At 66.2% G+C, this 21437-nt stretch carries 17 protein-coding genes and 1 tRNA gene; 9 read left to right on the top strand and 9 right to left on the bottom strand.

Going from position 1 to position 21437, the window contains the following annotated elements; genetic code table 11:
* The 5 genes from sctY to AC3WMR_RS24205 are packed head-to-tail and all read left to right on the top strand — an operon-like array spanning position 1 to position 4434.
* Positions 1-360, top strand: coding sequence for a type III secretion apparatus assembly chaperone SctY (sctY, locus tag AC3WMR_RS24185; protein ID WP_492265776.1), 360 nt, complete (start codon positions 1-3; stop codon positions 358-360).
* A gap of 8 nt (positions 361-368) precedes the next feature.
* On the top strand, positions 369-2462 hold the full coding sequence (gene sctV / locus AC3WMR_RS24190; protein ID WP_492265775.1) for a type III secretion system export apparatus subunit SctV: 2094 nt from the start codon (positions 369-371) through the stop codon (positions 2460-2462).
* Positions 2463-2487: 25 nt separating this feature from the next.
* Entirely contained in the window at positions 2488-3864 is a 1377-nt protein-coding gene (gene sctD, locus AC3WMR_RS24195) for a type III secretion system inner membrane ring subunit SctD (RefSeq protein WP_492265774.1), read from the top strand.
* Between the two features lie 23 nt (positions 3865-3887).
* On the top strand, positions 3888-4157 hold the full coding sequence (locus AC3WMR_RS24200) for a hypothetical protein (RefSeq protein ID WP_492265773.1): 270 nt from the start codon (positions 3888-3890) through the stop codon (positions 4155-4157).
* 10 nt (positions 4158-4167) lie between these two features.
* Complete coding sequence (locus tag AC3WMR_RS24205) at positions 4168-4434, top strand: EscF/YscF/HrpA family type III secretion system needle major subunit (protein ID WP_025137564.1); 267 nt, start codon at positions 4168-4170, stop codon at positions 4432-4434.
* 31 nt (positions 4435-4465) lie between these two features.
* On the opposite strand, the gene AC3WMR_RS24210 is transcribed toward AC3WMR_RS24205, so the two are convergent.
* From AC3WMR_RS24210 to AC3WMR_RS24220, 3 genes are all read right to left on the bottom strand, one after another.
* The gene (locus AC3WMR_RS24210; RefSeq protein ID WP_492265772.1) at positions 4466-4909 is read right to left on the bottom strand and encodes a type III secretion system chaperone; all 444 of its coding nucleotides are present in this window, start codon (positions 4907-4909) and stop codon (positions 4466-4468) included.
* Between the two features lie 173 nt (positions 4910-5082).
* On the bottom strand, positions 5083-6558 hold the full coding sequence (locus AC3WMR_RS24215) for a glutamate-cysteine ligase family protein (protein WP_492265771.1): 1476 nt from the start codon (positions 6556-6558) through the stop codon (positions 5083-5085).
* Positions 6559-6659: 101 nt separating this feature from the next.
* Positions 6660-7565 carry a LysR substrate-binding domain-containing protein gene (locus tag AC3WMR_RS24220; protein WP_492265770.1) on the bottom strand — a complete coding sequence of 302 codons (906 nt, stop codon included), beginning with the start codon at positions 7563-7565 and terminating at the stop codon, positions 6660-6662.
* A 141-nt stretch (positions 7566-7706) separates the two neighbouring features.
* On the opposite strand from AC3WMR_RS24220, the gene AC3WMR_RS24225 reads away from it, so the two are divergent.
* Positions 7707-8699: a Bug family tripartite tricarboxylate transporter substrate binding protein gene (locus AC3WMR_RS24225; protein WP_492265769.1), complete on the top strand. Its 993-nt coding sequence runs from the start codon at positions 7707-7709 to the stop codon at positions 8697-8699.
* 20 nt (positions 8700-8719) lie between these two features.
* Complete coding sequence (locus AC3WMR_RS24230) at positions 8720-9994, top strand: hypothetical protein (RefSeq protein ID WP_492265768.1); 1275 nt, start codon at positions 8720-8722, stop codon at positions 9992-9994.
* Positions 9995-10084: 90 nt separating this feature from the next.
* Here AC3WMR_RS24230 and AC3WMR_RS24235 read toward each other — a convergent pair whose 3' ends face one another.
* The 6 genes from AC3WMR_RS24235 to AC3WMR_RS24260 form a co-directional block, all read right to left on the bottom strand.
* Complete coding sequence (locus AC3WMR_RS24235; protein WP_492265767.1) at positions 10085-10735, bottom strand: DsbA family oxidoreductase; 651 nt, start codon at positions 10733-10735, stop codon at positions 10085-10087.
* 87 nt (positions 10736-10822) lie between these two features.
* On the bottom strand, positions 10823-11599 hold the full coding sequence (locus AC3WMR_RS24240; protein ID WP_492265766.1) for a putative nucleotide-diphospho-sugar transferase: 777 nt from the start codon (positions 11597-11599) through the stop codon (positions 10823-10825).
* A 228-nt stretch (positions 11600-11827) separates the two neighbouring features.
* A tRNA-Ser gene (locus tag AC3WMR_RS24245) sits at positions 11828-11918 on the bottom strand.
* A 159-nt stretch (positions 11919-12077) separates the two neighbouring features.
* The gene (locus AC3WMR_RS24250; protein WP_492265765.1) at positions 12078-13631 is read right to left on the bottom strand and encodes a SpoVR family protein; all 1554 of its coding nucleotides are present in this window, start codon (positions 13629-13631) and stop codon (positions 12078-12080) included.
* A complete protein-coding gene (locus AC3WMR_RS24255; protein WP_492265764.1) occupies positions 13628-14887 on the bottom strand; it encodes a YeaH/YhbH family protein in 1260 nt (419 codons plus the stop codon). Before AC3WMR_RS24255 ends, AC3WMR_RS24250 begins: the two co-directional genes overlap by 4 nt.
* Before the next feature lie 12 nt (positions 14888-14899).
* Positions 14900-16816, bottom strand: a complete 1917-nt coding sequence (locus tag AC3WMR_RS24260; RefSeq protein WP_492265848.1) for a PrkA family serine protein kinase — start codon at positions 16814-16816, stop codon at positions 14900-14902.
* Between the two features lie 995 nt (positions 16817-17811).
* Between AC3WMR_RS24260 and AC3WMR_RS24265 the strand changes: the two genes are divergently transcribed.
* Entirely contained in the window at positions 17812-18915 is a 1104-nt protein-coding gene (locus tag AC3WMR_RS24265) for a DUF3142 domain-containing protein (RefSeq protein ID WP_492265763.1), read from the top strand.
* On the top strand, positions 18902-21418 hold the full coding sequence (locus AC3WMR_RS24270; RefSeq protein ID WP_492265762.1) for a tetratricopeptide repeat protein: 2517 nt from the start codon (positions 18902-18904) through the stop codon (positions 21416-21418). The genes AC3WMR_RS24265 and AC3WMR_RS24270 overlap by 14 nt, the downstream gene beginning before the upstream one ends.
* The last annotated feature ends 19 nt before the right edge of the window (positions 21419-21437 follow it).

Genomic DNA, 21437 nt, shown 5'->3' on the forward strand with positions numbered 1-21437 from the left:
ATGCCCCTGCCGCCCGACGCCCGCGAGCTGCTCAGCCTGCTGGCGTACGTCTACCTGGAAAACAACCGGCCCGAGAAGACCGCCGTAGTGCTGCGCGCCCTGCAGACGCTGGGGCTGGCCGATGCGCGCCAGCTCGCCACGCTGGCGCTGGCCCAGCTGCGCGCCGGCAAGGCCGACGCCGCGCTGTCGACGCTGGACCTGCTGGCCATGCAAGGCGGCGTCGATGCGCCGTTCCACCTGATTCGCGCCCAGGCCCTGCTGGCCCTGGCGCGCCGCGACGAAGCCGCCGCGGCCATGCGCGCCTATGTTGCCCTGCGCCCCGCCCCGGCGTCCGCGACCACCGAGACGGAAACGCTTTGAGCCGCCCCATGCAAGCCCTGAACCGCGCCGTCGCCGTCGCCACCAGCCGCAACGATATCGTCCTGGCGATCTTGATCGTCTCGATCATCTTCATGATGATCCTGCCGTTGCCCACCACCCTGGTCGACGTGCTGATCGGCGCCAACATGACGCTGTCGGCGATCCTGCTGATGGTGGCCATGTACCTGCCGTCGCCGCTGGCGTTCTCGTCGTTCCCGTCGGTGCTGCTGGTCACCACGCTGTTTCGCCTGGGCATCTCCATCGCCACCACTCGCCTGATCCTGTTGCAGGGCGACGCCGGCCACATCATCGAGACCTTCGGCAACTTCGTGGTGGGCGGTAACCTGATCGTGGGCCTGGTGGTGTTCCTGATTCTCACCATCGTGCAGTTCGTCGTCATCACCAAGGGCGCCGAGCGTGTGGCCGAAGTCGCCGCGCGCTTCTCGCTGGACGCCATGCCGGGCAAGCAGATGTCCATCGACGCCGACCTGCGCGCCGGCACCATCGACATGGACGAGGCCCGCAAGCGCCGCTCGGTGGTGGAAAAGGAAAGCCAGCTGTACGGCGCCATGGACGGCGCAATGAAGTTCGTCAAGGGCGACGCCATCGCCGGGCTGATCATCGTGGCGGTCAACCTGCTGGGCGGCATTCTGATCGGCACCATGCAGCGCGGCCTGACCGCGGGCGAGGCGGTGCAGGTGTATTCCATCCTGACCATCGGCGACGGCCTGATCGCACAGATCCCGGCGCTATTCATCGCCATCTGCGCCGGCATCATCGTGACCCGTGTGCAGACCGGCGACGGTCCGTCCAACGTCGGCAAGGACATCGGGGCACAAGTGTTGGCCCAGCCGCGCGCGCTGCTGATCGCCGCGGCCATCGCAGTCGGCATGGGCCTGATTCCCGGCATGCCCACCCTGACCTTCCTGGCGTTGGCCGCCGTGGTGGGAACCATCGGCTTCGTGCTGCTGCGCGGCACCCGCAAGGTGGTGGACGAGAAGACCGGCGAAATCACCGAGATCCCGGCGCTGGCCGCCGACGGCCAGAAGCCCCAGGCCAAGCCGCGCGCCGACGGCAGCGCCGAATTCGCGCCCACGCTGCCGTTGATGATCGACGTGGCCGCCGCGCTGCAACGCAGCTTCAATGCCGACGAGCTGAACGACGAACTGCTCAAAATACGCCGCGCGCTGTACTTCGACCTGGGCGTGCCGTTCCCGGGCATCCAGTTGCGCTTCAACGACGCGCTGGCGCCGGACACCTACAACATCCTGCTGTCCGAAGTGCCGGTGTCGCAAGGCAAGCTGCGGCCCGGCGCGGTACTGGTGCGCGATACCGAACAGAATTTGCAGGCGCTGCAAGTGCCGTACGACACCGACAAGCGCTTCCTGCCCAACATTCCCACCCTGTGGGTGGATGCCGCGCTGGCGCCCACCTTGTCCGCGGCCGGCATTCCGTTTCTGGACCCGCACCAGGTGCTGACCTGGCACCTGGCCTTCGTGCTGAAGAAATATTCATCGGACTTCATCGGCATCCAGGAAACCCGCTTCCTGCTGACCGCGATGGAAGACCGCTTCCCCGACCTGGTCAAGGAAGCGCTGCGGGTGATGCCGGTGCAGAAGATCGCCGAGATCCTGCAGCGGCTGGTGTCCGAAGACATCTCGGTGCGCAACCTGCGCGCCGTGCTGGAAGCGCTGATCGAATGGGGCCAGAAGGAAAAGGATTCGGTGCTGCTGACCGAATACGTGCGGGTCTCGCTCAAGCGCCACATCAGCTACAAATATTCCAGCGGCCAGAACATCCTGCCCGCCTACCTGCTGGCGCCGAACGTGGAAGAGACCGTGCGAGGCGCCATCCGCCAGACCTCGGCCGGCAGTTACCTGGCCCTGGACCCGGGCGCTTCCAGGAAGCTGGTCGACAACATCAAGCGCGCCACCGGCGACCTGACGGCCGCGGCGCAGAAACCCGTACTGCTGACGTCGATGGACATCCGCCGCTACCTGCGCAAGATGATCGAGCAGGACCTGTATGAGCTGCCGGTGCTGTCCTACCAGGAACTGACGCAGGAAATCAACGTGCAGCCGCTGGCCAGGGTGGACCTGTGACCTCGCGCGCAACCGGAGCCCCGACATGAGCGAAGCGCTGGAACTGCGGGTCCTGTCCGGACTGCACCGCGACGCCCGCTGCCTGGTCGAAGATGGCTCGGTGCTGGGCGCCGACCCGGCATGCGACATCGTGCTGGCCGACGACGGCATGGGTCCGCGCGCCGCGCGCGTGCGCATCGGCGCGGGCGGCTGGGACCTGGCCGTGGACGACGGCCAGGCCGGCGCGCACGCCGATGCCCCGCCCGGCACGCCGTTCAATCGCCCGGTGCCGCTGGGACCGGTGTGGATCACGGTCGCGCGACGCGAAGATCCCTGGGCCCATGTGCCCGATGCGGCCAACGATGCCGTGGCCCAGACGGCCGAGTCTGCCGCGGCAAGCGTAGCGCCCGCGCCGGCGCCCGCCGCCGACTCACGCGCACCGGCCGTGGGCGCCCTCGCTTCCAGCGATGAAGACCGCCAGCTCGAACAGCGCCTGCCCTTGCCGCCCGCCCAGGGCCGGCGTCGCAAACGCGATTCCTGGCCGATGGTGCTGGGCCTGGCCGCTGTGGTGCTGACCATCCTGGTGGCCATCGGCCTGGCGCTGATGCCCACGTCCACCGCCACGCGCGCCCCGCAAGTCGACCCGCGCCTGGCCGCCGCGGAAAAATCGGTGGGCCAGATATCCGCCGTGTTCGACCGCATGGGCCTGGCCTCGCGGCTGCACGTGTCCCTGTCGCGCGACGGCACGGTGACCGTGTCGGGCTGGGTGCGCAACGCTGCCGAACAGGACGCCGTAGCCTCGGCGCTGTCGCAGATCTGGCCGATGCCGGCCATGCGCGTCAGCAACGAAGACGAGGTCGTGCGCACCGCCCGTGGCGCGCTGCGCGCGTTCAATGTGCGCTACGAGCCGCGTTACGAAGGCGATGGCCGCCTGAACATCGCCGGCATCGCGAGCAGCGCCCGCGAGCGCGCTTCGGCGCTGGATGCGCTGCGGGCGCAACTGCCCGGCATGACGGTGCTGGGCAACGACATCGCGCTGACACAGCAATTGAGCGACACGCTGTCCAGCCAGCTGGTGGACGCCGGCCTGTCGGGCGTGATGCTGGCCTGGAAGCCCGATCACCTCGAAATCGCGCCCGGCGCACTGGACGACGATCAGCAGACCCGGCTGCAGGAGCTGGTGGACGACTTCAACAAGCATTACCTGGGCGTGGCCAAGCTGGCTGCGGCCAGCGCCGCGCCGGCCGCCGACAGCGTGCCGTTCGTGATCCGCAGCGTGGTCGGCGGGCCCCAGCCCTTTGTCGTGCTGGAAGACGGCAGTAAGCTCCTGGTGGGCGGCGTCTACCGCAAGTACCGCCTGGTCTCCGTGGAAACCACCCGCATCATCTTCGAAGGCCCCCGCTCGGCCATCGTGACCCGTTGATTCCTCCAACCGCCCTCGCCCGCATGGACACCTCCACCGCCCTGACCGAACTGGAACAACGCCTGGCCGCCCCGGGCGGCGCCGACCTGCGCGCCCGCCTGATGCAACAGCTGGCCACGCTGGAACAGTCCGCACGCACACGGCTCGATTCCGGCCTGGTGCCGGTGGCGTTCCAGCAATGCCAGGCCGTGGCGCAAGCCGCGGCCGCCGCGCGCGACGTGTTGGCTGAAAACTCCCTTGAATCCCCGGCCGACGCCTCGGCGCCGCCCGCCTTCGCCCCCTTGACCCGCTAGGAGACGCACCATGGCACTGAACGGATTGACCGGCTCGTCCGGCCTGAATTTCAACAGTGTGAACAACACGATCTACGACAGCATCCGTTCGCAGGAAAGCAATCTGCAGACGACGCTGTCGAACATGCGCACCAACGCCGACGGCAGCGTGTCGCAAGCAGACATGCTGAAGATGCAGCAACAGGTGCAGCAATGGACCATGCTGATCGAGATCCAGAGCACGATCACCAAGCAGATCGCGGACTCGCTCAAGGGCGTGATCCAGAAGGCCAGCTAAGGCCCCTGAATCAAGGGTGCGCCGCGGCCGGCTAGACCGACCGCATCATGAAGGCGGGATCGCGCCGCAGCGCGTTGACGTCGGGTTCGGCGCGCGCGCTGCGTTTTTCCCAGGCCTCGACCTGCCCCAGCAGCGCGTCGATGGCGGCCAGCAGCGCCTGCGCGCCGCATTGTTCGCGCGGCACGCCCAGCTGCAGATGCAGGCGCCCATCGGGGGCCGCGCAGGCCACCACGCCGCCGCCTGCTTGCAGGAAATTGCTCTGCGCGGCGTGCAACGCCTGGGTACCGTCCATCTTGCCGCCTGCCACCGCGCACGACAGCAGCACTTGCCCGCGCGCGCCATGCAGCATCACCTGCACCAGGTGGCGCCCGTCGAATGCCAGCTGGCACAGACCGCCGTCCGCCGGCGCCAAGGCGGGAATGCCCAGCGCAATGCCGAGTTCGGAGAGTATCCGGGCGAAGTGGGGATCTGACACGATGGCGTTTCTGCAGGACCGGACACCGACTGCGTAACGTGGCGGCCCGGCATGCGAGAGGGTGGACGAGCCGGCATTATGGCATTCGTTGCGCGCGCCGCCCAGACCTCGCGCCCCAACAGCCCCCACTGCGATCGCTGGCGCGGCGGCTCGGCATCACGCCGCCGCCATGTTCACAGCGGCACGGCCGCGCGCTGCCGTCCGACCTTGGTCAGGCGCTGCGCATCGCCTTCCAGGCTGCGCCACAGCCGCAACAGGCGGTCCGCGCCGGTGCTGCGCGCATCGATCGCATAGCGGGCATACGCCAGCCAGTGGCGCTCGTCCGGCGCCAGGCCGCCCTCGGCCACCGCCAGCACCTCGCTTGCCAGCGCGCGCACGGCGTCGTCGTCCAGGGCATCGCGCATGGCGTGGGCGCGCATCGCGCGCAGCCGCAGCCAGCCCCACGAGCGCAGCAGGTCTTCGGCTTGCGCCAGGTTGCGCATCAGGCCAAGCTGCAGCGCCGACGGCGCCATCACCAGCGTCGCCGCCACCGATTGGCCGGCCTCGTCGATCAACTGGGCGTCGGCGAAACCCGCCCCCGGGCCGCGGCCTTCGATGTAGCCGCTGGCCCCCAGGCCTGCGTAGAGTTCTTCAATGCCGCCGGGCCGACGCCAGGCCTCGCGCAGCGCCTCCAGCGCAGGCGGCTCGGCCAGGCGATAACGCCAACGTGCATCCAGGAAATGCGCGAACTGCGAATACTCGAAATGGCCGCCCTGCGGCGTGATCGTCACCGCCTCGCCGGTATCCGTGCGCCGCCCCGGCCAGCTACCGGACGCCAGGAATTCGGACAGCGACGGCGAGCCTGCCAGGTGCACGCCGGTGGCCGACTTATAGCCGTCGTCCACCGCTAGCGGCAGGCAGCGGCTGGCCGTGCCCGGCGCGAACATCCAGCGGAAATAATCGCCCAGGTCCACGAATGGCCGTTCAGGCAGGCGTTGCAGGTAGTGGTCGCCGGCATAGCGCGAATGGCGGAACATGCGGTCCCAGACCGTCAGCCGGTTTTCCTTCAGGCCCGTGGCGCGCCCGCCTTCCAGCGGGCTGTTGGCAAAAATGGCGATGCCGGCCGGCGCCAGCGCCAGCACCACGTTCAGCGCACGCGCCGCCTGCGAGACATCCACCGACGTGCACGGGCTGTTCTGCGCCTTGGCATCGATGCCCACGCGGTGCAGCCATTCGCGGTGGCCCACCAGTTCGCGGTAGATTGGCCGCGGCACATGCACCGACGCGTACCAGATCGGGTCCAGGGTGCATTGTGGATGCTCGGACGCGTTCAACACCATCGCGTCTTCAAAGGCCAGCGCCGTGCTGGCGTCGTGCAGCTCGCGCGACACACGCCGCGCCAGCTCGTTCAAGCCGCCTTCGGCATCGGCTACCGGCGCAAACGCGGTCTCGAGCAGATTGAAGCCGTTGTCCAATCCGCTTTCGCCGGCCGCCACCGATACGCCCACTGCCCGTGCGCCAATGCGCACCAGTTCAGGCGCCTCGCCGCGCGCCGCCTTGATGCCGGCCAGCGCATCGAAATAGCCGGCCACGGCATGGCTCGCGCCGGTCGCGCGGTGCGCCACCGCCATCTCCATTTCCAGCCCCAGCGTCTGCCCCGCCACCGTCACTACCCTCTCCTTGTTCTTATGCTCCGTGTGCGCGTCGCGCTATTCGCGCTCGCCCATGCTTGGTAACTGCAATGCGGCCCGGCGTTCCCTGGGGAGCATCTTCAGGCCAATTCCGCCATGGTCTGGAAGCGCCGCGTCAGGATATCGACGAACGCTTCGGTCACCACCGACGGCGCCGTCTGCGCCGGGTACGCCATGCATACCCGTACCGGCAGCCTGGGCGTGAACGGCCGTATCGCCAACTGCTGCGAGAACACATCCGCGATATACGGATTGACGATGCCCAGCCCCGTGCCGGCCGCCGCCAGCGCGCAGATCGTCGACGAATACGTCGTTTCGATTTCGGATACCGGTTGCACCCGGTGCGCCAGCATCGCTCCGCGCAATTGCAGGTAGACATCATCGTCGGCGTTCAACACCAGCAGGCGGCGCTCGTTCAGGTCGGCAATGCCGATGGACGCCAGATCGGCCAGCGGATGGTCCGGCCGCATCACGCAAACCGCCGCGCTTTCGTGCAGGCTGGACAATGACAAGTGCGCGCCTTCCAGCGGCACCGTCGTCACCACCACGTCGTAGGTGCCGTGCAGCAGCCCTTCGCGCAAGTACTGGCTGCCCACGGTCTGCATATTGATGTGCACGTCGGGGTAGCGCTGCGCGAATTCCTCGACCGCGCCCGGCAGCATGCCCAGGCCCAGCGCCGGCGTGCACGCCAGCCGCAACACGCCGCTGCCGCTACGACGCATGGCAGCCACGCGGTCCTCGATGCGTTCCAGGCCGACGAAGTGACGCTTGACCGTATCGAACAGGTCCTTGGCCTCGCGCGTGGGCCGCAGCCGGCCGCGTTCCATATCGAACAGTTTCAGGCCGCTGGCCTGCTGCGCCTGCGACAGCAGGCGGCTGATGGAGGGTTGCGTGGTGCGCAGCATCTGCGCGGCGCCGGTCGTGGTGCCGGTCAACATTACCGCGTGGAAGGCTTCGATCTGACGGAAATTCAGCGGTCGGCTCATGGGGTCACATGGTATAGCAAACTTGCATAGGCTATGCCGAAAAAAGAATTTTTTCAAATACCTGTCGACTCCTACACTCGTGGCTCCCAAGGTGCCGAGACCGGCGCCGCCCTTGAAATCCAACCGCTGTAGGGAAACACCATGAATGCATGCCGTCCCTGGCGCCGCCGCGTCCTGCAAGCCCTTTGCCTGACCCTGGCCGGCTCCGCCCTGCCGTTTGCCGCCCATGCCCAAGCCAATTATCCGGACCGTCCGTTACGGATCATCGTGCCCTTCACCGCCGGCGGCAGCTCGGATATCCAGGGGCGCCTCTTGGCCGAACACCTGGGCAAACTCTACGGCCAATCCGTCGTAGTCGAAAACCGCCCCGGCGCCGGCGGCCACATCGGCGGCAAATACGTGGCCGATTCCGGACCTGACGGCTACACCCTGCTGCTCGGCTCCATCGGCCTGCATGCCACCTATGGCGTCTACAAGACCCTGAACTACCGCCCCGCCAACGACCTGAAACTGATCACCATCGTCGCCGAGATGCCGCACGTGGTGGTCGCCAACCCCGACCTGCCCGCCAGCACCCTGGGAGAACTGACGGCCCTGGCCCGCGCCAAGCCCGACTCCATCCACTTCGGCTCGGCCGGCGTAGGCTCGTCGGTGCATATGGTAGGCGAACTGTACAAGATGGCGGCCCAGGCGCCGATCGTGCACATTCCGTACCGCGGCAGCTCGGCGGCCACCAACGACCTGCTCGGCGGCCAGATCCAGCTGCTGTTCGAGAACGTGCCCACCACCATCGGCTACATCCAGACCGGCAAGCTCCGCGCCCTGGCCATCACCGGCGCCACCCGTTCGCCCGCCCTGCCCAACGTGCCCAGCGCCGCCGAGGCCGGCTTGCCCGGCCTGACGGTCACCTCGTGGACCACGCTGGCCGCCAGCAAGGACGTGCCGGATGCGCTGATCCAGAAGATCAGCGCCGACCTGCGCCGCGTCTACGCCGACCCCGCCTTCCGCGCCGGCCTGGAACGCCTGGGCATGACGCCCGTGGGCAACAGCCCCGCCGAGGCCCGCGAATTCGTCGAACGCGAACGCGCCCGCTGGAACAAGGTCATCGAAACCGAGCACATCAGCGCAGGCTGACCCTTTCCTCTTCACGATTGATGAACCGCATGACCGAATCCGACATTGCCTGCCGCCGCCTGGGGGCCCCGCCGGGCCACCACTTCTTCGGCTACTACAACAAGACCGTCTGGCACCGCGACGGCCGCTATCTGCTGGCCAACCGCACGCCGGTCAAGGACGCCCTGCTGACGCCCGACCTGCGCGCCGAGGTCGGCTACTTCGACCTGCAGCAGGGCGACCGCTACCACGCCGTCGGCGCCACCACCGCCTGGAACTGGCAGATGGGCTGCCAGCTGCAATGGCTGGACGGCAAGGCCGAGCCGCAGCTGATCTACAACTGCCGCCGCGACGACGACAGCGGTTTCTATCCCGGTTTCCGCTCGGCGGTGCACAACGTCATCACCGGTGAAACCCGCTATCTGCCGCTGCCGATCTACGTCGCCGCGCCCAGCAGCCGCTACGCGCTTTGCGTGGACTACCGTCGCCTGTACCTCACGCACCAGACCATCGGCTACAGCGAACATGCGCCCGGCCCCGTTGCCAATGCGCCCGCCGACGACGGCATCCACACGCTGGATCTGGACAGCGGCGAACACCGCCTGCTGGTCAGCTACGCGGACCTGGCCGCCTTTCATCCGCGCGCCTCGATGCAACGCGCCATCCATTGGGTCAGCCACATCGAGGTCAACCCGTCGTCCACCCGCATCCTGTTCCTGCACCGCTGGACCGAACGCGTCAAGGACGAAACCTGCTTCCTGCACCGGCTCATCACCATGAACCCGGACGGCAGCGACATGCGCCTGCTGGAATGTTCCGACCATCCGCTGCCGCAACTGGCCGACGACTTCGACCCCGGCGCGGTCGGCACCTTCGACTACGAAAAGTCCGAATACCAGATCTCGCATCCGCTCTGGCGCGACGACCGCTCGATCATTGTCTGGGGCCCGCACGATGGCAGCATCCACTACCATCTGTATGAAGACGCCCCCGGCGGCGCCGTGCAGGTGGTGGGCGATGGCGTGCTGACCGAGAACGGCCACATGACCTTCTCGCCCGTCGACACCCGCTGGCTGCTCAGCGACACCTATCCCGACCCCGTCACGCACGAACGCATCCTGTTCCTGTACGACATGCAGACGGGCCGGCGCCACGACCTGGGCAGCTACTACGCCGACCCCACGCTGTCCAAGGAAAACCGCTGCGACCTGCATCCGCGCTGGAGCCGCGACGGCACGCAGGTCTGCATCGACTCGGTGCACGAAGGCGAACGCCAGATGTACGTGCTGGACGTCGGACCGATCGTGAAGGGATAAAAGAACAGGGCCGCTCAGGGCGGCCCCGTTCTATTTCCCGACAGGTGATGCGTAACGCGTACGCAGGGCCCGGGCCGGACCGCCTCGACGTCAGCCCTCTTGCGACACTTGCCGCAACGCCTGCTCGAACACGTCCGCCGGCTGTCCGCCCGACACCAGATACTTGCCGTTCAGGATCACCGACGGCACCGACGTGATGCCGCGATCGCGCCATTCGGCCTCTTCCTTGCGCACCTCGTCGGCATAGCGGCCCGAGGCCAGCACCTCGCGGGCCTCGGCTTCGTCCAGCCCCGCATCCGCGGCCGCGCGCGCCAGCACGTCGGCATCCGCCGTGTCCTGGTTGTCGTAGTGATAGGTTTCCAGCAGACGCTTCTTCAGCGCCGTCTGGCTGGCCTGGCCCTGCAATCCGGCCCAGTGCAGCAGGCGATGGGCGTCAAAGGTATTGAACGAGCGGTTGTCCTCGGCCATGCGCATGCGCATGCCGACCGCCGCCGCACGCTCGGTGATGACCTTGCGGTTGGCCTGCACCTGCTCGCGGTCGTAGCCATACTTGGCCATCAGGCGCTCGATGGTGTTCTGCCCGCCCTTGGGCATATCGGGATTGAGCTCGAACGGCCGGAACCGCAGCTCGACGTCGGCCTCGCCTTTCACCCGCTCCATCGCGGTCAGCAGGCCCCCCAGGCCTACCGCACACCAGGGGCAGGCAACGTCGGACACGAAATCGATAGTGACTTTGGACATGGCAATCTCCGGGAACAAGCTTGCAGCGTAGATCAAACCCGCACGGCAGGCTGAAAAGGCCCTGGATGCGCAGGGGTCGCGCGCCGACTACCCGGCAGACACTCGCCCAAACAGAATCCTCTCGATCACACGCACGCGATCCCGGCGCCGCCGAACCGCCCGCCCCACCCGGCCGAACGCGCGCTTTTTCTGCCTGGCCTCGCGGCTGGCCTGCAAGTGTTCGATGAATACCTCGCCGCCCAGCGCGTTGTCCGTCTTGTCGAAAATCCAGCAATAGGACACGGGCAAGATTCCCAAACGGAAGCGTGGCGCCCCCGATGCCTTATCGTCGGCCAGGATCCGCTCCAGCACCAACTGGTCCCATTCGTCTGGCGACGCCGCGCAGGCATCGGCCCATTCCTGCAGCAGCGTGGCCGCGGCCGGGGTATGGTTGATGAATAGAGTGCCACTCAACAGATGCCCATCCGGCTCGAAATAGGCGCCGATATCGCAATCCAGCCCCGCCAGCGCCGGCCATGGATCACGATGAAATACCGCGTCCACGTCCACGTACAGCATCGGCCCGACGTGCTTCCTGCGCATGGCGACCAGCACCCCGGCCTTCATGGACGCATTGCGCACCCACGACCCCGTGGAATCGATCGCCTCGGCATCCACCGGCAGCCCCAACCGTTCGGCTGAGCGCACCAGCCGGTTCTTCTCGGCCTCGTAGACACTGTCCTTCGTATAGAAAGCCACCGTCATGCCGGTGGCCATGGGTCGAATCGCCGGTTCCCCGCGCCCATCCGCCCCCGGAAAGCGCGCCACCACGCGCCGATGCTCCGGCGACCAGGCCGAAAACTTGCGTTGAAACCACTCGAACATGATGGGCCGCCTATCAAGACTGAAGAATCCAGGCGGAGTGTAGGAGCGGCGTTTTCAGGCCGGGGGCCGTTGCAACCGGCAGAAATACGGGTCACCGTGTTGCAACCGATCGAAATATGAATCCAGGCAAGAAACGCGGCTGACGGACGTAAAAAAACCCGCAAGGCCATCGCGGCTTGCGGGTTTCGGGTCTGATCTTTCAGACCTGAGCTTTCTTACAGAAATTCTTGGCGGACAGAGGGGGATTCGAACCCCCGATACGCTTTTGACGTATACACGCTTTCCAGGCGTGCGCCTTCAACCGCTCGGCCACCTGTCCTGATCTGGTACGCATTCCGAAAAATGCGAATCCGCGATTCTAGCAGATTGGGAAGAATGCTGCAGCGCCCGCCGGCAAAAAGAAAAAGGGGACGCGATTGCGACCCCTCGGTCCTTCCCTGGGCCAGCCCCCACAAGGCGCCCCGGGGTCGGCCAGACGTTACACCGGCGGCGGGTCCTGTTCACGGTAGGAACTGACCGTGCCGTCCGGCTCGGTTTCTTCCAGCCGCACCCGGAAACCCCACAGACGCGCCAGGTGCTTCATGACCTGCTCGGCATCCTCGGCCGCCAACGGCCGGCCGCGGCTCTTCAGGTGGCGCAGCACCAGCGACCGGTCGGTGTCGCGGTTGAACCGCGTGACCTGGATGTCCGGCACCTGGTTGTCGCGGTTGTGCTGCGCGGCCAGCAGGCGGCGGATGTCGCGGTAGCCTTCGTCGTCGTGGATGGCGGCCACTTCCAATTTCGGATTGGCCTGGTGATCCGAGATCGCGAAGAAACGGAACTCGCGGATCAGGCGCGGCGACAGGTATTGCGAAATGAAGGACTCGTCCTTGAAGTTGCGCATGGCGAAGTCCAGCGTCTTCAGCCAGTCGCCGCCTGCGATGTCAGGGAACCAGCGCCGGTCTTCGGGCGTGGGCTTCTCGCAGATGCGGCGGATGTCCGACATCATCGCGAAGCCCAGGGCGTACGGGTTGATGCCGCCATAGCCGCGTTCGTCAAAGCCCCGCTGGCTGACGACGTTGGTATGGCTTTGCAGGAACTCCATCATGAAGCCGTCGTTGACCAGGCCCTTTTCATGCAGGCGGTTCAGGATGGTGTAGTGCCAGAACGTGGCCCAGCCCTCGTTCATGACCTTGGTCTGCGTCTGCGGGTAGAAGTACTGCGCCACCTTGCGCACGATGCGCACCAGTTCCTTCTGCCACGGCGCCAGCTTGGGCGAGTACTTCTCGATGAAGTACAGCAGGTTTTCCTCGGGCTCGGGCGGGAACACCACGGCTGTGGCGCGCGGGTCCTTGTCGGCTTCCAGCCGCGGCAGCGTGCGCCACAGGTCGTTGTATTGCAGGCGTGCGTGCTCTTGGCGTTCGGCCTGGCGGGCGGCCTCTTCCTTGTACGAGATCGGGGTGGGCCGCTTGTAGCGGTCGACGCCGTGATGCGACAGCGCGTGGCAGGAATCGAGCAGCGCTTCCACCGCATCGATGCCGTAACGGTCTTCGCAGTCCATCACGTACTTGCGGGCGAACACCAGGTAGTCCAGCACGCCGTCGGCGTCGGTCCACTGGCGAAACAGGTAATTGCCCTTGAAGAACGAGTTGTGGCCGTAGCAGGCATGCGCGATCACCAGCGCCTGCATCGTCATGGAGTTTTCTTCCATGAGATACGCGATGCAGGGGTTGGAGTTGATCACGATCTCGTACGCCAGGCCTTGCATGCCGCGACGGTAGTACTGTTCGTTGCGGATGAATTCCTTGCCGTAGGACCAGTGCGGATAGCCAATCGGCAGGCCGGCCGACGCATAGGCGTCCAGCATCTGTTCCGAGGTGATGACCTCGATCTGGTTCGGGTAGGTATCCAGCCCGTACTCGCGCGCGACCTGCGAGATCGCGTCGTCATAGGACTGGATCAGCTCGAACGTCCATTCGGAACCTTGCGACAACGGCCGGGGGCTGCCGCCGACCGATTCCGGCTCTACGAGTGCGCCCACGATGGCATTCATGCGGTTTCCTTCTTGAACAGGTCGTGGAACACGGGATAGATCTCCCCGCGTTCGCAGATGCGCCGCATGACGAAATGCGGCTCCAGTTTCTGTTCATATTCCGCCCACAGGCTGCTCTTGCGGGCTTCCTGCGAGTCGGGGATCTCGATATAGGCAAAGTAGCGCGAGGCCGGCAGCAGGTGTTCGGCCAAGAAGCGCGCGCTCTTGCCGGCATCGGCGCCAAACGAATCGCCGTCGCTGGCCTGCGCCGCGTACACGTTCCAGGCCGTCGGCGGATAGCGCTTCTCGACGATCTCGCGCATCAGTTCCAGCGCCGACAGCACGATGGTGCCGCCGCTCTTGGGATCGTAGAAGAAGGTCTGCTCGTCCACTTCTTCGGCATTGTCGGTGTGGCGGATGAAGACCAGGTCCACGTGCTCGTACTTGCGCGACAGGAACAGGTACAGCAGCGTGAAAAAGCGCTTGGCGAGGTCCTTCTTGCCCTCGTCCATGGACCCGGACACGTCCATCAGGCAGAACATGACCGCGCGCGCCATCGGAATGGATACCGACACGCGGTTGCGGTAGCGCAGGTCCAGGTCGTCCAGGAACGGCACGCGGGCCAGGCGCTCGCGGCAGTCTTCGACGTCCTGCTCCAGCGTCCGGATCTCGTCGGCGGGCGCCCCCGCCGACAGGGCCTTGGCCAGGCGTTCTTCGGCGTCTTCCAGGTCGGCGCGCGCCTTCACGCTCAGCGCCACCCGCCGCGCCAGCGACGACTTCAGCGTGCGGCTGATGCTGAGCATGCTGGGCGAACCGGTGGTGGTGTAGCCCGCGCGCTGCCATTTCTTCTGGCTGACCTCGCCCAGCTGATTGCGCGCCAGGTGCGGCAGTTCCAGGTCTTCGAAGAACAGGTTCAGGAATTCGGCGCGCGACAGGCTGAAGGTGAACTGATCGACCGCCTCGCCTTCGCCGGGTTCGTTGCCGCCCTGGCCGTCTCCTCCTTGCGGCCGGTCGATGGCATCGCCCTTGGCGAATTCGCGGTTGCCTGGATGCACCATTTCGCGGTCGCCGCCCGCGCCGTGCCGGAAAGTCGGCTCGGAAATATCGCGGGCGGGCAGGTTGATCTCGCCGCCCTGATCCATGTCCTGGATCGAGCGGTCGCGGATCATCCCATGGACCGCCTTGCGGATCTGGTCCTTGTAACGCCGAAGAAAGCGCTCCCGGTTGACAGCGCTTTTGTTGCGCCCGTTAAGACGGCGATCGATCAGTGAATTCATGATTCACCTCGCTCAGGAAGACTTCCTCACGCGGAGGTACCACTCGCACAGCAGCCTGACCTGCTTTTCCGTGTAGCCCTTTTCCACCATCCGGTCGACAAAGCTCTGGTGCTTCGACTTGTCCTCGGCCGAGGCCTTGGCGTTGAACGAAATCACCGGCAGCAAGTCTTCCGTGTTCGAGAACATCTTCTTCTCGATCACTTCGCGCAGCTTTTCATAGCTGGTCCAGGTCGGGTTGCGGCCATTGTTGTTGGCGCGCGCCCGCAGCACGAAGTTCACGATCTCGTTGCGGAAGTCCTTCGGGTTGGCGATGCCGGCCGGCTTCTCGATCTTTTCCAGTTCATCGTTCAAGGCGCTGCGGTCGAAGCTTTCGCCGGTTTCCGGGTCGCGGAATTCCTCGTCCTGGATCCAGCAGTCGGCAAACGTGACGTAGCGGTCAAAGATGTTCTGGCCGTACTCGGAGTACGACTCGAGATAGGCGGTCTGGATTTCCTTGCCGATGAATTCCGCGTAGCGCGGCGCCAGGAAGCCCTTGATGAACTCCAGGTAGCGGCGGCGGATTTCCTCGGGGTAGTCCTCGCGGCCGATGCGCTGCTCGAGCACGTACATCAAGTGCACCGGGTTGGCGGCGACTTCGGTCTGGTCGTAGTTGAAGACGCTGGACAGGATCTTGTACGCGAAACGCGTGGACACCCCATTCATGCCTTCGTCGGTACCGGCGTAGTCCTTGTATTCCTGCAGCGCCTTGGCCTTCGGATCGACGTCCTTCAGGCTTTCGCCGTCGTAGACGCGCAGCTTGGAATAGATGCTGGAATTCTCAGGCTCTTTCAGGCGGGTCAGCACCGAGAACTGCGCCATCATGTCCAGCGTTCCCGGCGCGCACGGCGCCTTGGACAGCGAGCTGTGATGCAGCAGCTTTTCGTAGATGCGGACTTCTTCCGACACCTGCAGGCAGTAAGGCACCTTGACGATATAGATACGATCAAGGAAAGCCTCGTTGTGCTTGTTGTTGCGGAAGGTCTGCCATTCCGACTCGTTCGAGTGCGCCAGGATGCTGCCGTTGAATGGAATCGCCGAGAACCCCTCGGTGCCCTTGAAGTTGCCTTCCTGGGTCGCCGTGAGCAGCGGATGCAGCATCTTGATCGGCGCCTTGAACATTTCCACGAACTCGAGCAGCCCCTGGTTGGCCAGGCACAGGCCGCCGGAATAGCTGTAGGCGTCCGGGTCATCCTGCGAGTGGCGGTCGAGCTTGCGGATGTCGACCTTGCCCACCAGCGACGAGATGTCCTGGTTGTTCTCGTCGCCCGGTTCGGTCTTGGCGATGGCCACCTGGCGCAGCACCGACGGATTCAGGCGCACCACTCGGAACTGCGAGATGTCGCCATCGAATTCCTTCAGGCGCTTGACCGCCCACGGCGACATGATGCCCGTGAGGTAACGGCGCGCAATGCCGTATTCCTTTTCGAGCGTGTCGCCGAAGCGTTCCGGATGGAACAGGCCCAGCGGCGACTCGTTCACGGGCGAACCCTTGAGCGCGTAGATGGGATAGCTCTCCATCAGGACCTTCAGGCGTTCTGCGATGGACGACTTGCCGCCGCCCACTGGCCCCAGCAGATAGAGGATTTGCTTGCGCTCTTCCAGTCCCTGCGCGGCATGCTTGAAGAACGCCACGATCTGCCCGATGACGTCCTCCATGCCGTAGAACTCCTGAAACGCTGGATAGCGCCGGATGGTCCGGTTGGAAAACAAACGGGAAAGACGTGGGTCGTTGCGCGTATCCACGATTTCAGGTTCGCCAATCGCCGCCAGCATGCGCTCAGCGGGGCTGGCGTATGCCATCGGATCGCGTTTGGCGAGGTTCAGATATTCCTCGAGGGAAAGCTCTGACTCCTGCTCTCTTGCATACTGCGACTTGAAGCCTTCGACGATGTTTTGCACGGAAACCTCCTACAACACGCGAAAAAGCCATGACGTCCCTACGTGTCCCCATTGTGTGCCTCACTGCTTATGCATGACTAGATAATCTCGCCATAAGCATTTTCGGCACGGTCGTATGTTGCTTTCGCCACACATCAACCAAGAGCACGATCGGGCCCTTTCCGTTTAGGCTGCACCCTTAGGACACAAGTTCCGTCAGGGATTGCAACTAACGTGAATAAGTTCACTCGTACGCCTTCAGCATATCGCTGTAGAACGGGCGCATGATGCGGCCGCATATGAAATGGTCAGCAATGATTTGAAGGGATGAGCGATATCCCGGTGGATTCTTATGATCCGGACGTAAGGCCCGGTGCGTTCACTGAACGATGGCAGCGAACGGTCTGAACGGCGCAATGAGCGACCTGGTTCAGCGACGTGTCGGTCCGGTTGTTGAAAGCGCCGGTACGCGACACTGGAATCCGTGGTGACGAGGGCGCGTTGCGGGCGGTGGAGCAAGCCATGCGCGCATAGCGCCAAGTCATGGTCTTAGCTTAAGCCGATTTGACGATTTTGTGGCAATTCATTTGCACCGATGCGCAAAAAATGCAGCAGAAAATGTTAGGGAGAACGCGAACGCCGTTCGCATGCAAATCGCTCCCAAACTTGCTGCGATTCGGCTGCAAGCCGCACCGGTAAACGCTATGCGGGCGATGGACTGCGGCTATCACGGTCGCGCGTTGGCAGCCGCATGCAGAGAGTGCTAATACCCCTTGCGGCATCAAGGATAGAATCTCGCATCCTTCATTGCCAGCCCGCTCTCTCCTTTCAAAGCCTTCAACCGCATCATGCCGCACTCTTCGCGACCCGCCATATCGGGGTTTCGCATCGCCAACGCACCACGGCGTCGGCCCTTGCTAGCGGTGCTTTGCAGTCTGCTTATCCTGACCGGCTGCGAACCTGCCGATACGAAGCAAGCGGGCGACGCGCTTCCCAATGATGCCTACGTGTGGCAACGTCGCTGGACACCGGCGGTGGTGGGTGCGCTGGCCGATGGTGCCGAATCCGTACGTTCCTGGCGCGTGTTGGCGGCGGAAATGCGCGCCGACGGCGTCTGGTTCGACGCCGCGCCCGATCTCGCGGCGCTGGCCGCAACCCAGCGGCCGGTGGTGGCGGTGCTGCGGCTGGACGGCCGCGTGGGCGCGCTGCGGCCCGACGACATCATCACGCGCGCCACCGCCACGTTGGCGGCATGGCGCGATGCCGGCATTACCCCCGCCGCACTGGAAATCGACTACGACTGCGCCACCTCGCAATTGCCGGCCTACACCGCCTTGCTGACCGACTTGAAGCGTCGTCTGGCGCCCGGCGTGGCGCTGTCGATCACCGCGTTGCCCACCTGGCTGAACAGTCCCGCGCTGGCCACGCTGCTGGCCGTGCCCGACGAAACCGTGCTGCAGGTCCATGCGGTGCAGGACCCCGCGCTGGGGCTGTTCAACGCCAAGCGCGCGCGCACCTGGCTGGATGCCTACGCGCGCCAGACCAGCCGGCCGTGGCGCGTGGCGCTGCCGACTTACGGCAGCCGCGTCGCCTGGGACGACAACGGCCGCATCGCCACCGTCGAAAGCGAGCGCCCCGCGCTGATCCCCGGGGGCCGCTCGGCCGAACTGCTGGTCGCACCGGCCGACATGGCCGCGTTTGTCGCAACGCTGGACCGTGACCGGCCTGCGGGCCTGGCGGGCATCGTCTGGTTCCGCTTGCCGACATCCGCCGACACGCGCGCCTGGAGCCTGCCGACCTGGCGCGCCGTGCTGGCGCGCCAGCCCTTGAACGCCGATGTGGCCGTCGCGGCGCAAACCGCGGGCCCCGGCGGCGCGCGCAATGTGCTGCTGGCCAACCGCGGCAACAGCGATGCGCCGCTGCCGTTTGCCATCCGGATCGATGCCGCCTGCCGCACGGCGGATGGCATCAACGGCTACACCCTTGAATACGATCGCCAGGGCCTGTATCTTCGCCGCGCGCAAGATGGCCTTTTGCGTGCCGGCGCCGAACGCGCCATTGGATGGATACGCTGTGAATCCGCAACCCCGAGCCTTCATGTACAACCGTAAATCGCTTGCTGTTGGGCTGCTGCTGGCCTGCGCCGCCGGCGCCGGCATCGTCATTGCCTGCGGCCCGGAATTCCCGCCGCAACTGCTGGACGACCGCGCCGGCACGCTGCAAGGCACGCCCGCCAATTCCTTCTCGTACGAGGCCGCGCGGCTGGCGCCGGCCACCGACGCGCTGCGCGCCAGCGAATCGGCGCTGCTGCCGGACGGCACCTACCGGTCCGATGCCATGCCGGAAGATTTCGATCCGGCGCTGAGCCCGGCGCAACGCGACCAGATCCGCGCCATGCGCGCCCAACCCGACGGCGATCAGGCCTACGCCGCCGGCGCGGGCCTGCCGGAAGCGGTGCGCCTGTATGTCGCGGCCGCGGTGGACTACCGGACGGCGCCGCAAGGCCAGGGCGACATGCGCCGGGACCGTGCGCGCAAACGCCTGCTCTCTATATTGGAGTTGCCGCCGGCGCAGGCCGCGACGCGCAGCGTCTGGGCCGCTTATTTGCTGGCGGAAATGGGGGACGCGGAAGCCGCGTACGACCCACCCGACGAACACTCCCACGAATCCAGCCATGAGGCGGACGCCTGGCGCGCCCATGACGCCGAGGCCTACGCCCGCGTCCGCGCGCTGGCGCTGCGCGGCGACGCCGATCCGCTGGGCCTGGCGGTGGCCAGCTACGGTCAACAAGCCCGCCTGTACCTGACCGGCGCCCAAGGCCCGTGTACCTACGACGATCTGGTCAATGCCACGGCCTGCATGGACGCCATCCCGCCCGCTGACCTGAAGCTTGCCGTGCATTTGTACGCTGACCAGGCCGCCCGCGGCTCCGTCAGCGGCGGCGCATCGCTGCGTCTGCTGGCCAACTGGGCCTTGACCGCCCCCGGCCGCGCCGCGCGCCTGATCGACGACCCGATCAGCCAGCGCCTGCTGGTGGCCTACGGTCTGGCCCGCGTCGGCGACATCGTCGACGGCAACCCGGACAGCGCCAATGATGTCTGGGCCACCTTCGACGCGACCGGCCGGTTGGGCCTGGCCGATGCCGCCACCGGCCGCCCCGACCTCACCCCCAATCCCGCGCTGCAATCGTTGGTGGCCGCCTTGCAGACGCAGGAGCCTCGGCACATCGCCGATGCCGACCGGGTGGCCGCGCTGGCGTATCGCGTGGGTCGCTACGACCTGGCGCAGGCGCTGGCCGAGCGGCTCGATACGGCGCTGGCCTGGTGGGTGCGCGCCAAGCTGGCCGTGCGCCAGGGCGACACCGAACGCGCCGCGCACGCCTACACGCAGGCCCTGGCGGCGTTTCCGCGTGCGGACGGCAGCCTGGAACCCAACGCCGGTGCGCTGCTGAAGGCCGAACAAGGCGTGCTGTCGCTCTCGCGCGGCCAGTATGTCGAAGCGCTGGACCAGCTCTATCGCGCCGCCGCCCATCGCGACGGCGAAGCGCCGCCCGACGAAGGCTGGCCCCTGTCGCCGTACTGGAACGATGCCGCCTACGTGGCCGAACGTGTGCTGACCACGGACGAACTCAAGGCCTATGTCGACCGCCAGGCCCCCGCTTCGCCGCCGCCATCGCGCCCCCCCGGCTTCAGCCGCTACACCACCGACCAATTCTACGAATGGAGCCGCCTGCACCAGCCGCCCGTGCACGACCGCCTGCGACAGTTGCTGGCGCGCAGGCTGGTACGCGAGGGCCGAGTGGAGGAAGCGCTGGCCTATTTCCCGGCCGACGGCGATCCGCGCTTTGCCTCGCTGCAATACCAGGACAGCGACTGGAAGATCGTGGAATCCAACGTGCGCCAGCGCGCCGCCGAGTACGGCGACGCGCTGCAAGCCGCCGGGAACGCCTGGGGCCGCACCTCGCGCGCGCAGGCCTGGTACGTCGCCGCCACCTTGGCGCGTCGCGACGGCATGCGGATCATGGGTTACGAACAGGGCCCCGACTATGCCGTGTACGACGGCAGCTACGCAGGCGGCGCGGGCCGTGAGGCCAATCCGTGGTGGCGCGAGGCCCGCGCCAACGCCGGCCAGCCGCTGGATACGCCATTGCAACGCGCCGAAGCCGACCTGCCCGGCCCCTTCGTGACGCAGGAAGAACGGGTGCGCTACGCCGCCAGCGAAGCCAAGCCCGATGTGCGCTACCACTACCGCCAGATCGCCGCTGACTACGCGCTGAAGGCCGCCGACCAGTTGCCGACTCGCTCACAGGCGTTCGCCGCGGTGCTGTGCCGCGGCGCGCGCTACGTCATCGACGACACGCCGGATCGCGCCACCGCCATCTACCTGCGCTATGTGGACCAGGGCGCCCAGGTGCCCTTCAGCGACACCTTCGGCCGTGAATGCCCCGAGCCGGACTTCCAATCCGCCTCGCGCTTTCACTATATCCAGGCCTGGAAGGCCTGGGAACGCGTGCGCCATCAGCATCCGGGGCTGCTCTTGGCAGGCGGCCTGCTGGTGTTGGCGGCCCTGGGCGCGGGCATCTGGGTCTGGCGGCCGCGAGGCAGCACCCCCTGAGCGGGGTCTGCTGGAAAGC

Source organism: Achromobacter sp. FW305-C-28, from assembly GCF_058783235.1.